Consider the following 11,998-nt stretch of genomic DNA (forward strand, 5'->3'; position numbering starts at 1 on the left):
AGCCGCCGGGGCGGTCGTCGGCTCTGACCGCCACCGGCGCAGGAACGCAGGAGGGGATGCCGCAGTCGTCGCGGCATCCCCTCCTCGTGGCTCTGCGCGTCAGATCGCCCGCAGCACCGCCACGACCTTGCCGAGCACGACGGCCTCGTCGCCCAGGATCGGCTCGAACGCGCTGTTGCGCGGGAGCAGCCACGTGTGCCCGTCACGCTGACGGAAGGTCTTCACGGTGGCCTCGCCGTCGAGCATCGCCGCGACGATGTCGCCGTTGTCCGCGGTCGCCTGGGAGCGCACGACCACCCAGTCGCCGTCGCAGATGGCGGCGTCGATCATCGACTCGCCGCTCACCTTGAGCATGAACAGGTCGCCCTTGCCGACGAGCTGACGCGGTAGGGGGAAGATCTCCTCGACCTGCTGGTCGGCGGTGATGGGGACTCCCGCGGCGATGCGGCCGACCAGCGGCACGAGGGCGGCGTCGCCCACCGACGGAGCGGCGTCGGCCGGGTTCTCGGCGGCGGAGCCGGGCAGGTCGATCAGCACCTCCATCGCGCGCGTCTTGCCGGCGTCGCGGCGCAGGTAGCCGCTGAGCTCGAGCTGGTTGAGCTGGTGGGTGACGCTCGAGAGCGACTTCAATCCGACCGCGTCGCCGATCTCGCGCATGCTCGGCGGATAGCCGTGGCGCGCGATCGACCGCTGGATCACCTCGAGGATCGCGAGCTGCTTCTCGCTGAGGCTCTTGCGTCGGCGCGTCTGCGGCTTGTCTTGAGCCCGCTCGCGGCCGACCGGTGTCACGTCGGTCATCGCCCTCTCCCGTCTCGCCGCGCGGGGCAGCGTCTTCGAATGTCGGAGGTCCGTGGTGGGGTGCTCCTATCGAAACCGTATCCGGTGACGGATGCCGACAGGTCGAGGTGCGCGCGTGTCGCGTGCGATCGATCTGCGAGCGAGTTTCGTGCTTGACAGTCTATAACTTCGAAGATAACTTCGGAAGAGAACTTCGTATCCGGCTCTCCCGGCCGAGAGTCGGATACGAAGATCGCCACAGAGGAGGACCCATGACCACCATCCAGCTCGCCGGACCCACGCCGTCCGCCACGCGGCTGCGGATCACCTCCCGCGGTCGACGCGTGCTGGTCGGCATCGCCGCACTGCCCGCCGTCGCCGTCGTCGCCGTCGCTGTCCTCAGCGGAGGGGGAGCCCTGGCGACGGTCGCCGACTCCGCGCCCGCCGGAAGCTTCGAGACCGTGACGGTCGCGCCGGGGGAGTCGCTCTGGGGTATCGCCGAAGAGGTGGCCCCGCAGGCGGATCCGCGTGACGTCATCGACGCCATCGTCCGTCTCAACGCGCTCGAGACCTCGGCCGTCGCCGCCGGCCAGCGCCTGTCGATCCCGCTGGAGTACGCCCCGGGCCGCTGATCGCGCCATGCGCTCTAGCATGGGAGGGGTGATCGTGAGTCTCGACGACCTGCCCCTCCGCGCCGATCTGCGCGGCCAGACCCCGTACGGCGCACCCCAGGCTGCCCTGCCTGTCGCCCTCAACGTCAATGAGAACACCCATCCCGTTCCCGACGAGGTGGCCGGTGACATCCTCGACTCGGTGGCCCGCGCGCTGCGCGACATCAACCGCTATCCCGACCGCGAGTTCACGGCGCTGCGGGAGGGTTTCGCCGAGTACCTCGGACACGGCCTCGGGCCCGAGCAGATCTGGGCGGCCAACGGATCGAACGAGGTCCTGCAGCACGTGCTGCAGGCTTTCGCAGGGCCGGGACGCACCGCATTCTCCTTCGCGCCGACGTACTCGATGTATCCGCTGCTCACCCGCGGGACGGGGGCTGCATGGGTCGCCGGCCACCGAGCGCACGACTTCACCCTGAGCCCGTCCGACGCGGCATCCCAGGTCGCCGACGCGTCGCCGGACGTCATCTTCCTCTGCGCGCCGAACAACCCGACGGGCACGCCGCTGCCGCTCGACGTCGTCGAGGCGGTCTACGACGCCAGTCACGGCATCGTCGTCGTCGATGAGGCGTACGCGGAGTTCGCGCCCCACGACCAGCAGTCGGCGATCACGCTGCTGCCGGGGCGGGAGCGCCTGGTCGTCTCACGCACCATGAGCAAGGCCTTCGCGTTCGCCGGCGCCCGGGTGGGCTATCTGGCCGCCGATCCGGCGCTGATCGACGCCCTGCGGCTCGTGCGTCTGCCCTACCACCTGAGCGCGCTCACGCAGGCCGCGGCCACGGCGGCCCTCCGGCACGCGCCCGTCATGCTCGGCATGGTCGACGAGATCGTCGCGCAGCGCGACCGCATCTCGGCGACCCTCGAAGCCCTCGGATACGAGCCGCACGAGTCCTGGACCAACTTCGTCCTCTTCGGCGGCGTGGCCGACCCCGCCGCCACCTGGCGGGCGCTGTACGACCGGGGTGTGCTTATCCGCGACGTCGGCATTCCGGGGCACCTGCGGGTGACGGCGGGCACCGAGGCCGAGACCACCGCGTTCCTCGACGCGCTGGCCTCGATAGACTCGAGATCATGACCCGTCCCGAGGCGCGAACCGCGTCCGCGCGCCGTGCGACCAGTGAATCGACCGTCGAGCTCGAGCTCGACCTGGACGGCACCGGCCGCAGCCACATCGACACCAGCGTGCCGTTCTTCGACCACCTGCTGACCGCGTTCGCGAAGCACTCGCTGACCGATCTCACCGTGCGGGCGTCCGGCGACACCGACATCGACGCCCACCACACCGTCGAGGACGTCGCGATCGTGCTGGGTCAGGCGATCCGCGAGGCACTGGGCGACAAGAGCGGCATCTCGCGCTACGGCGACGCGCTCGTGCCGCTGGACGAGGCGCTCGCGCAGGCGGTCGTCGACATCAGCGGACGGCCCTACCTGGTGCACACCGGGGAACCCGCCGGGTACGAATTCCACCTCATCGGCGGCCACTTCACCGGCTCGCTGGTGCGCCACACGTTCGAAGCCATCGCGTTCCACGCCGGCATGACCGTGCACGTCACCGTGCTCGGAGGCCGCGACCCGCACCACATCGCCGAGGCGGAGTACAAGGCGTTCGCGCGGGCGTTCCGACAGGCCAAGGCCCGCGATCCGCTCGTGCAGGGCGTCCCCAGCACGAAGGGCGCTCTGTGAGCGTCACCCCCTCCGAAGACCGGCCTCTCGTCGCGGTGCTCGATTACGGGTCGGGCAACGTGCACTCCGCGGTGAAAGCGCTCATCGCCGCCGGTGCTGACGCGCGGCTGACGTCGGACCGCGGGCTCGTGCGCGACGCCGACGGGCTCGTCGTTCCCGGCGTCGGCGCGTTCCGCGCCGTGATGGACGCGCTGCGCGAGAGCCGTGCCGACGAGCTCATCGACCGCCGGCTGGCCGGCGGCCGCCCGGTGCTCGGCATCTGCGTGGGCATGCAGGTGCTGTTCGAGCACGGCGTCGAGCGCGGCGAAGACACCGAGGGGCTGGGCGAGTGGCCCGGCGCCGTCACCGAGCTCGACGCCCCCGTCCTGCCGCACATGGGCTGGAACACCGTGGAACCCGGCGAGGGTTCGGTGCTGTTCCGCGGCATCGAACGCGAGCGCTTCTACTTCGTGCACTCCTACGCCGCTCAGTCCTGGACGCTCGACGTCATGCCGCCGTTCCCGGCGCCTGCCCTCACCTGGAGCCGGCACGGCGCCCCGTTCCTCGCCGCCGTCGAGAACGGCCCGCTGTCGGCGACCCAGTTCCACCCCGAGAAGTCGGGCGAAGCCGGCATCCGCCTGCTCTCCAATTGGATCGGCGCGCTGCGCCGCACTACTGTCTGACACCGTGCTGTCGCGGCGTCCGCCGCGCCCCCGAGCCCGCACCCTGGAGCCATGAACGATTTCGCGTCCACCCCTGAGCTGATCCTCCTCCCCGCCGTCGATGTGGCATCCGGCAAGGCCGTGCGTCTGACGCAGGGCGAGGCGGGATCCGAGACGACCTACGGCGACCCCGTCGACGCTGCGATGGCCTGGGCCCGTCAGGGCGCGCAGTGGATCCACCTCGTCGACCTCGACGCCGCGTTCGGCCGGGGCAACAACACCGCGGTCCTCCGCAAGGTGATCAAGCAGGTCCGCAACGTCAAGGGCGTGCAGGTGGAGCTGTCCGGTGGCATCCGCGACGACCGGTCGCTGGAGGCGGCGCTCGAGAGCGGGGCCTCGCGCATCAACCTCGGCACGGCGGCACTCGAGAACCCGGAGTGGGCGGCCGACGTCATCTCGCGCTACGGCGACGCGATCGCGGTGGGGCTCGACGTGCGCGGCACGACGCTCGCGGCGCGCGGCTGGACGCGTGAGGGCGGCGACCTCTGGGAGGTGCTCGAGCGCCTCGAGCAGGCCGGCTGCACGCGGTACGTGCTGACCGATGTCACCAAGGACGGCACCCTGAAGGGCCCGAACCTCGAACTCCTCCGCGAAGTGGCCACGCGCACCCCGAAGCCGGTCGTGGCATCCGGGGGTATCTCGAGCCTCGATGACATCGCTGCGCTGCGTGAACTCGTGCCGCTCGGCATCGAGGGTGCGATCGTGGGCAAGGCGCTCTACGCCGGGGCCTTCACGCTCGCTGAGGCGCTGGATGTCGCCGGCGCCTGACGACCACTGCGGCAACTCCGGCGATTCAGCCGGCGTGCCGTGGGAGGGGCGCGCCTTCCAGGCGAACCCGCACGCCGGCGATGACGGCTCGGCCGATCCGGCGCTGCTGGCGGCGCTGACGGCGTTCCGCGCGGGGGAGGGCGACCAGGTCGCCGTCGTCGATGCCTACCGCAGCGCGCGCCTGCTGATCCCCCTCGTCGCCGAGAAGGGCGACGAGGGCGTGGGGCCGACGGGCCTGGCCGTGGACAAGACGCAGGAGCTCTCGATCGTGACGGTCGCGGCGCCCGACGGCCGCCGCGTGCTGCCGGTGTTCACATCGGTCACCACGATGCAGCGGTGGGATGCCACGGCGCGTCCGGTCCCGGCTGACGGCGTGCGCACGGCGCTGGCCGCGGCGAACGACGACACCGACCTCATCGTCATCGACCCGACGTCGGAGACGGAGTTCGTGCTGCGCCGGCCCGCGGTGTGGGCCATCGGCCAGGGGCGTCCGTGGGAGCCGAGCTACGCGTCGCCGGAGGTCTACCGCGGCCTGCAGGAGAGCATCGGCGGGGAACTCGCCGTGCTCGACCTGTCGGTGGCGCCCGGGGACCCCGAGGCACGCCTGCGGGGGCCGGAGCTGGTGGTGCGGCTGCAGCTGATCGCGGGTCTCGAGCAGTCCGAGCTCGATGCCGTGCTGCAGCGCCTCGCCGCGCGCTGGGCCGCCGACGACAGGGTCGCGGTGCTGGTGGATTCGCTGACCGTGAAGCTCCTCCGCGCCGCCGAGTGAGTATTCGCGTCGCCGAGTGAGTATTCACCGCGCCGAGTGAGTATTCACCTCGAATACTCACTCGCGCCCTCGAGTACTCACTCGCGAACGCGAATACTCACTCGCGAGCGGTCAGGTGACCGGGCCGGTCAGCTTCTCGCCGGGGCCCTTGCCGATCGGGTCGGGGACCACCGAAGCCTCGCGGAACGCCAGCTGCAGGGAACGCAGGCCGTCGCGCAGCGACCGGGCGTGCATGTCGCTGATCTCGGGGGCGCCGGCGGTGATGAGTCCCGCCAGCGCGTTGATGAGCTTGCGCGCCTCATCGAGGTCCTGCTGCGTCGTGGGATCGTCGGCGAGCCCGACCTTGACCGCCGCCGCGCTCATGAGGTGCACCGCCGTGGTGGTGATCACCTCGACCGCCGGCACGTCGGCGATGTCGCGGGTGGCGGCGTTCGCCGCCCGGTCCTGCTCCTCCCAGCGGGCTTGCGTCTCGGCATCCGGGGCACTTCCGTGCGCCGTCAGATCGTCCTGCCCATCGGGAATAGTGTTCACATCGCACTTTCTGCTAGACTTTCGCGGGCACCGGGGGTTTCTGCTCCCGGATCGAAAGAGGATCACATCCCACCCGCGCTTGCCGCTCCAGGCTACCGGGTCCACGCGCTCCGCTCCGTCTCGTACGGGGTAGTCAGGGTGCAGAAGCCGGCGCAGGTGCGCTGTGCGGGTGGAACGTGCGAATCTTCCGCCCGCGAGGGACCGCTGTAAGCGGATCGTCGCGGTGGCCGAACCTATTCGCTACGTAAGAGGAGTCCCGCATCAGCGATCCCCGCACCAACGACCGCATCCGCGTCCCCGAGGTCCGCCTCGTCGGACCCGCGGGTGAGCAGGTCGGCGTCGTCCGCATCGAGGTGGCGCTGCGCCTGGCCCAGGAGGCCGAACTCGACCTGGTCGAGGTGGCCCCGAACTCGAAGCCCCCCGTGGTCAAGATCATGGACTACGGCAAGTTCAAGTACGAGGCGGCGCAGAAAGCCAAGGAAGCGCGACGCAATCAGGCGAACACGGTCCTCAAGGAGGTCCGTTTCCGGCTGAAGATCGAGGCGCACGACTACATAACCAAGCTCAAGCGCGCCGAGGGCTTCCTCCAGGCCGGTGACAAGGTGAAGGCCATGATCCTCTTCCGCGGGCGCGAGCAGTCGCGTCCCGAACAGGGTGTGCGACTGCTTCGCAAGTTCGCCGAGGACGTGGCGGAGTACGGCACGGTGGAGTCCAGCCCCACCATCGACGGCCGCAACATGGTCATGGTCGTCGCGCCGCACAAGAACAAGTCCGAGGTGAAGACCGAGCAGAACGCCCAGCGCGCAGCCAACAAGGAGGCGGCGCGTAGCGCGCGCTCCGGCGGTGAGCACAACGAGCACGATGACGCCGAGCACGGCGACGCCGAGCACAGTGACGCCGAGCAGGCTGACGCCGTGCAGCCCCAGGGCGACCAGACGGCCGAGTAGGCCCCACAGACCCCCGCATCGCGGGATACCGACTCCCGCCTGCGCGGGACCAGCAACGAAGGAAGAAGAGATGCCGAAGCAGAAGACCCATTCGGGTGCCAAGAAGCGCTTCAAGCTCACCGGAAGCGGCAAGCTCATGAAGCAGCAGGCCGGCATGCGCCACAACCTCGAGGGCAAGGCGAGCCGCCGCACCCGTCGCCTCAACCAGGAGCAGGTCCTCGCCCCGGGTGACGCGAAGGTCGCCAAGAAGCTGCTCGGTCTCTGAGCTCCCCCGCACGTCAGAAAGTAGAAGATAATGGCAAGAGTCAAGCGGGCCGTAAACGCCCACAAGAAGCGCCGCGTCATCCTCGAGCGCGCCTCCGGCTACCGCGGTCAGCGTTCGCGCCTGTACCGCAAGGCGAAGGAGCAGGTCACCCACTCGCTGGTCTACGCATACCGGGACCGTCGCAAGCGCAAGGGTGACTTCCGTCGCCTGTGGATCCAGCGCATCAACGCCGCTGCCCGCCAGAACGGCATCACGTACAACCGCTTCATCCAGGGTCTGGGTCTCGCGGGCGTGCAGGTCGACCGTCGCATGCTGGCCGAGCTCGCGGTGAACGAGCCGGCCGTGTTCGCTTCGCTGGTGCAGACGGCCAAGGCCGCACTGCCGTCCGACGTCAACGCCCCCAAGGCCTGACTTCGAACCTGCCGGCAGCGCTCGCGCTACCGGATCTCAGGGGCGTCCTCTGCGGAGGACGCCCCTTCGGCGTATCCGGGCGCCGGGGGTGCGCGTTCTAGGATGGGAGCGTGCTCGAGAATCCGCGCTCGCCTCGTGTGCGTGCCGTCGCCAAGCTGACCAAGCGCAGCGCCCGCCAAGAAACAGGCCTGTTCCTGCTGGAAGGACCGCAGGCCGCGCGTGAGGCGCTCACGCACCGGCCAGACACGCTGGTGGAGCTGTTCGCGACGCCGAGCGCCCTCGAGCGCCATGCCGATGTCCGCGACGCCGCGCAGGATGCCGGCGTCGACGTCGTCTTCACCACCGAAGCCGTCATCGAGGCGATGGCCGACACCGTCACCCCGCAGGGGATCGTGGCGGTCGCCCGCCAGTCGCCGACGTCCGTCAAGGATGTCTTCGCCGCCGGTCCACGTCTCATCGCGATCTGCGAAGAGGTGCGCGACCCGGGGAACCTCGGCACCATCATCCGGGCGGCGGATGCCGCAGGGGCCAATGCGGTGATCCTCACCGGTCGCACGGTGGACCTCTACAACCCCAAGGTCGTCCGCGCGACGACGGGCTCGCTCTTCCACGTGCCGGTCGCGGTGGGCGCCGACCTCGAGACCACCGCCTCCCGCGCGCGAGCCGCCGGTCTGCAGGTGGTCGCCGCCGACGTCGGCGGCGAGGACTTCCTCTCTCACCGGGCGCTCCTTTCCCGCCCCACCGCGTGGCTGTTCGGCAACGAGGCGCGAGGGCTCGACGAGGAGGCACTGGCGCATGCCGACCTGGCATTGCGCCTGCCGATCTATGGCGGCGCCGAGTCGCTCAACCTCGCCACTGCGGCCAGCGTCTGCCTGTACGAGTCGGCTTTCGCGCAGCGCGCCGACGCCTGACCGAGCCGCGACGGGGTCCGTCGCCGGCATCCGCAGCACTGCCGCCCGCGCGCGTCCGTTATGTTTCGGAACGGTAAAGGTCGGCACAATCTGCCGTGGCGCGTCTCAGCGCGGGAATACAGTGTCCTTCATGGCGACTCCAGACTCGCAGGCTGCTCCGCGCACTTCGAACATCGACGTCCGACGCGGACAGCCCCTCGTGGTGATGACCGACGTGCAGAAGCACTACGGCGACTTCCAAGCGCTGCAGGACATCGACCTCACCGTCAACCGTGGCGAGGTCGTCGTGGTCATCGGGCCGTCCGGCTCGGGCAAGTCCACGCTCTGCCGCACGATCAACCGGCTCGAGACGATCACGAGCGGCTCGATCACGATCGACGGCAAGGAACTGCCGAAGGAGGGCAAGACCCTCGCGGCGCTGCGCGCGGATGTCGGGATGGTCTTCCAGTCCTTCAACCTCTTCTCGCACCTCACGATCCTCGAGAACATCACGCTGGGTCCCATCAAGGTCAAGAAGATGAAGAAGGCGGATGCCGAGGCGGAGGCGCGCGTCCTGCTCGAGCGGGTCGGCGTGGCCCAGCAGGCGGACAAGCTGCCGGCGCAGCTTTCGGGCGGCCAGCAGCAGCGCGTGGCCATCGCCCGGGCTCTCGCGATGAAGCCCAAGGTCATGCTCTTCGATGAGCCCACCAGCGCGCTCGACCCGGAGATGATCAACGAGGTGCTCGACGTCATGGTCGGCCTCGCGCAGGACGGCATGACGATGATCGTGGTGACCCATGAGATGGGGTTCGCGCGCAAGGCCGCCGACCGCGTCGTGTTCATGGCCGACGGGCAGATCGTCGAAGAAGCGACCCCCGACCAGTTCTTCACCGCGCCGAAGAGTGACCGGGCCAAAGACTTCCTCTCCAAGCTCATCACCCACTGAGACGTCCGCGCCCTGCACCGGCGCGGTGACCCAAGAAGCACAGATCACCAGGAGGATCACATGCGCATCAATCGGATCGGCGGCGCCGTCGCGGCTTTCGCCGTCGCAGCGCTCGCACTGACCGGCTGCAACAGCGGCACGCCCGGTGCCACCGACGACAGCACCGGTGACGCGGCCGAGGAGACCACCAGCGGCACGCCCTGGACGGTCGCCGAAGACGTCACGATCGAGGGCAGCCCCACGTTCGACGCCATCAGCGACCGCGGCAGCGTCGTGGTCGGTGTCAAGGAGGACCAGCCCGGTCTCGGCTTCCTCGACCCCGCCACCGGTGAGCGCACCGGCTTCGACGTCGACGTGGCGCGCTGGATCGCGGCATCGCTGGGCTACGACGAGGACGACATCGAGTTCCAGCCGATCGCGTCGGCGAACCGCGAGCAGGCGCTGGTCAACGGCGACATCGACTACTACGTCGGCACGTACTCGATCACCGACAAGCGCAAGGAGCAGATCGCCTTCGCTGGTCCCTACTTCATCACCGGCCAGGGCCTGCTCGTCGCCGCCGACAACGAGGACATCACCGGCATCGACGCGCTGACGGCCGACCACGTCGTCTGCTCGGCCACCGGTTCTACCTCGGTGCAGCGGATCAAGGACGAGACGCCCGCTCAGACGAAGGAGTACGACACGTACTCCACCTGCGTCGAGGACCTGAAGAACAACCAGGTCGACGCCGTCACGACTGACGAGGCCATCCTCATCGGCTACGCCGCGCAGGACCCCGAGAACCTCAAGGTCGTCGGCGAGCCGTTCAGCGAGGAGCGCTACGGCGTCGGCATCGCCAAGGGCGACACCGCGCTGCAGGAGTACATCAACACGATGTTCACCGACGGCGGCGAGGTCTGGGAGGCCATCTTCGAGAACAACCTGGGTGCGTCGGGCGTGAGCGCCGACCAGCCCGAGGTCGACGCGGCCGAGTGACCTTGATCCCGGCGGCGGTGCTCGCGCCGCCGCCGGGATCGTTCCATTTGATGTGAAACGAGAGGCGGATCGATGGGTGTCATCACCGACAACCTCGACCTCTGGGGCGAGGCCCTGCGGGGCACGCTCGTGCTGTTCTTCGGCGGGGCCGCGATCGCGCTGGTCCTCGGCCTGATCGTCGGGGCCATGCGCGTGTCGCCCGTCCCCGTCGCACGCGGCGTCGGCACGGTCTACGTCAACTGGATCCGCAACACACCGCTCACGCTGGTGATGTTCTTCTTCGCCTTCTGCCTGCCGATCATGCTGCAGGAGCGCATCGACGCGATCCTGCTTGCGACGGTCGCGCTGGGCATCTACACCGCGACCTACGTTGCGGAGACGGTGCGCTCGGGCGTCAACACCGTTCCCGTCGGTCAAGCCGAGGCGGCCCGCGCGCTGGGCCTCACCTTCACCCAGGTGATGACGCTCGTCGTGCTGCCGCAGGCGACCCGGTCGGTCATCCCTCCCATGATGAGCGTGTTCATCGCCCTGCTGAAGAACACCACCGTCGCCGCCGGCTTCTCCGTGCTCAACCTCGGATCGGTGCGGTCGTGGCTCAGCGAGCGCGGCGAGAACCAGCTTCTGGTGCTCGTGTGGGTGATGGTCATCTTCGTCGTCCTCGTGCTGCTACTGGCGTGGCTGCAGCGCACCCTCGAGAACAAGTGGAGGGTCGCGCGATGAGCTCCGTCCTGTACGACGTGCCCGGGCCCCGTGCCGTGGTGCGCAACCGCATCATCGGGGCCCTCACCATTATCGTGGTGCTGGGCGTGTTGGCCTGGGTCATCTGGCGCTTCGCCGAGACCGGCCAGTTCAGCCCCGCCAAGTGGGAGCTGTTCAGCTACGCCTCCATCTGGATGCTGTTCCTCGAGGCCACCGGCAACACGCTCGCCGCCTTCGCCGTGGCGGCCGTCGGCGCCATCGTGCTCGGCTTCGTCCTGGCGATCGGACGGCTTTCGGACCACGCCTGGGTGCGTGTGCCGGTGGGCTGGATCGTCGAGGTGCTGCGCGCCATCCCGGTGCTGGTCTTCATGACCCTGCTGTACTACGGCCTGCCGGTCATCGACGTGAAGATGCCGCCGTACTGGGCCGTCGTGATCGCGCTGATCGCGTACAACGGGTCGGTGCTGGCGGAGGTCATCCGCGCCGGCGTGGAATCCCTGCCGCGCGGCCAGAAGGAAGCCGGCTACGCCATCGGCCTGCGCAAAGCCGGCGTCATGCGCCTGGTCCTGCTGCCGCAGGCGATCCGCGCGATGATGCCGGTGATCGTGGCGCAACTGGTGGTGACGCTGAAGGACACCGCGCTGGGCTTCATCATCACCTACCCCGAACTGCTCTACGTCGTGAAGCTGCTCGGCTCGAACGCGGTCTACGGGTCGCCGCTGATCCCCGCGGCCCTCGTCGGCGGCGGCATCTACATCGTGCTGTGCCTGCTGCTGTCGTACGTCGCGCATGTGCTGCAGCGCCGCACCCGGCGCTCGCCGCGGGTGCACCTGGATCCGATGCACCACCCCGTCGCGGAGACCACCGACACCGAGGTGATCTCGATGCAGCTGGGCGCCGGCAAGTACGGCACGGGATCGGGGACGTAGCCGCCGCGGTTTCACCCCGCCGACAGGTTCCCT

16 protein-coding genes are annotated in these 11,998 nt (G+C 69.3%); 14 read left to right on the forward strand and 2 right to left on the reverse strand.

What is annotated here, in order from left to right:
• Positions 1-99: 99 nt before the first annotated feature.
• A complete protein-coding gene (gene lexA, locus QNO14_RS04505; RefSeq protein WP_257494924.1) occupies positions 100-798 on the reverse strand; it encodes a transcriptional repressor LexA in 699 nt (232 codons plus the stop codon).
• 251 nt (positions 799-1,049) lie between these two features.
• Between lexA and QNO14_RS04510 the strand changes: the two genes are divergently transcribed.
• From QNO14_RS04510 to QNO14_RS04535, 6 genes are read left to right on the forward strand one after another with little or no spacing between them, the layout of a single operon-like run.
• On the forward strand, positions 1,050-1,409 hold the full coding sequence (locus QNO14_RS04510) for a LysM peptidoglycan-binding domain-containing protein (RefSeq protein ID WP_257507119.1): 360 nt from the start codon (positions 1,050-1,052) through the stop codon (positions 1,407-1,409).
• Between the two features lie 19 nt (positions 1,410-1,428).
• Positions 1,429-2,523 (forward strand): histidinol-phosphate transaminase, encoded by a 1,095-nt coding sequence (locus QNO14_RS04515; RefSeq protein ID WP_257507121.1) that lies wholly within the window; start codon positions 1,429-1,431, stop codon positions 2,521-2,523.
• A complete protein-coding gene (gene hisB / locus QNO14_RS04520; protein ID WP_257507120.1) occupies positions 2,520-3,131 on the forward strand; it encodes an imidazoleglycerol-phosphate dehydratase HisB in 612 nt (203 codons plus the stop codon). The genes QNO14_RS04515 and hisB overlap by 4 nt, the downstream gene beginning before the upstream one ends.
• Entirely contained in the window at positions 3,128-3,793 is a 666-nt protein-coding gene (gene hisH, locus QNO14_RS04525; RefSeq protein ID WP_285184501.1) for an imidazole glycerol phosphate synthase subunit HisH, read from the forward strand. The genes hisB and hisH overlap by 4 nt, the downstream gene beginning before the upstream one ends.
• Before the next feature lie 51 nt (positions 3,794-3,844).
• Complete coding sequence (gene priA / locus QNO14_RS04530) at positions 3,845-4,600, forward strand: bifunctional 1-(5-phosphoribosyl)-5-((5-phosphoribosylamino)methylideneamino)imidazole-4-carboxamide isomerase/phosphoribosylanthranilate isomerase PriA (RefSeq protein WP_257494919.1); 756 nt, start codon at positions 3,845-3,847, stop codon at positions 4,598-4,600.
• Positions 4,584-5,369: an SseB family protein gene (locus QNO14_RS04535; protein WP_257507123.1), complete on the forward strand. Its 786-nt coding sequence runs from the start codon at positions 4,584-4,586 to the stop codon at positions 5,367-5,369. Before priA ends, QNO14_RS04535 begins: the two co-directional genes overlap by 17 nt.
• A gap of 111 nt (positions 5,370-5,480) precedes the next feature.
• Here QNO14_RS04535 and QNO14_RS04540 read toward each other — a convergent pair whose 3' ends face one another.
• Complete coding sequence (locus QNO14_RS04540) at positions 5,481-5,900, reverse strand: DUF1844 domain-containing protein (RefSeq protein WP_374760878.1); 420 nt, start codon at positions 5,898-5,900, stop codon at positions 5,481-5,483.
• Between the two features lie 260 nt (positions 5,901-6,160).
• On the opposite strand from QNO14_RS04540, the gene infC reads away from it, so the two are divergent.
• The 8 genes from infC to QNO14_RS04580 all read left to right on the forward strand — a co-directional run bounded on the left by infC (position 6,161) and on the right by QNO14_RS04580 (position 11,965).
• A complete protein-coding gene (infC, locus tag QNO14_RS04545; RefSeq protein WP_257507137.1) occupies positions 6,161-6,847 on the forward strand; it encodes a translation initiation factor IF-3 in 687 nt (228 codons plus the stop codon).
• Positions 6,848-6,917: 70 nt separating this feature from the next.
• Entirely contained in the window at positions 6,918-7,112 is a 195-nt protein-coding gene (rpmI, locus tag QNO14_RS04550; RefSeq protein WP_257494917.1) for a 50S ribosomal protein L35, read from the forward strand.
• Between the two features lie 30 nt (positions 7,113-7,142).
• Positions 7,143-7,523: a 50S ribosomal protein L20 gene (rplT, locus tag QNO14_RS04555; RefSeq protein WP_257494916.1), complete on the forward strand. Its 381-nt coding sequence runs from the start codon at positions 7,143-7,145 to the stop codon at positions 7,521-7,523.
• A gap of 110 nt (positions 7,524-7,633) precedes the next feature.
• A complete protein-coding gene (locus tag QNO14_RS04560; protein ID WP_257507124.1) occupies positions 7,634-8,434 on the forward strand; it encodes a TrmH family RNA methyltransferase in 801 nt (266 codons plus the stop codon).
• A 205-nt stretch (positions 8,435-8,639) separates the two neighbouring features.
• On the forward strand, positions 8,640-9,359 hold the full coding sequence (locus QNO14_RS04565; RefSeq protein WP_257494978.1) for an amino acid ABC transporter ATP-binding protein: 720 nt from the start codon (positions 8,640-8,642) through the stop codon (positions 9,357-9,359).
• A 60-nt stretch (positions 9,360-9,419) separates the two neighbouring features.
• Positions 9,420-10,337 (forward strand): glutamate ABC transporter substrate-binding protein, encoded by a 918-nt coding sequence (locus QNO14_RS04570; protein ID WP_257507125.1) that lies wholly within the window; start codon positions 9,420-9,422, stop codon positions 10,335-10,337.
• 72 nt (positions 10,338-10,409) lie between these two features.
• Entirely contained in the window at positions 10,410-11,057 is a 648-nt protein-coding gene (locus QNO14_RS04575) for an amino acid ABC transporter permease (protein ID WP_257507126.1), read from the forward strand.
• Positions 11,054-11,965: an amino acid ABC transporter permease gene (locus QNO14_RS04580; RefSeq protein WP_257507127.1), complete on the forward strand. Its 912-nt coding sequence runs from the start codon at positions 11,054-11,056 to the stop codon at positions 11,963-11,965. The genes QNO14_RS04575 and QNO14_RS04580 overlap by 4 nt, the downstream gene beginning before the upstream one ends.
• The last annotated feature ends 33 nt before the right edge of the window (positions 11,966-11,998 follow it).

Origin of the sequence: Microbacterium sp. zg-Y625, from assembly GCF_030246925.1 — a bacterium.
GTDB lineage: Bacteria > Actinomycetota > Actinomycetes > Actinomycetales > Microbacteriaceae > Microbacterium > Microbacterium jiangjiandongii.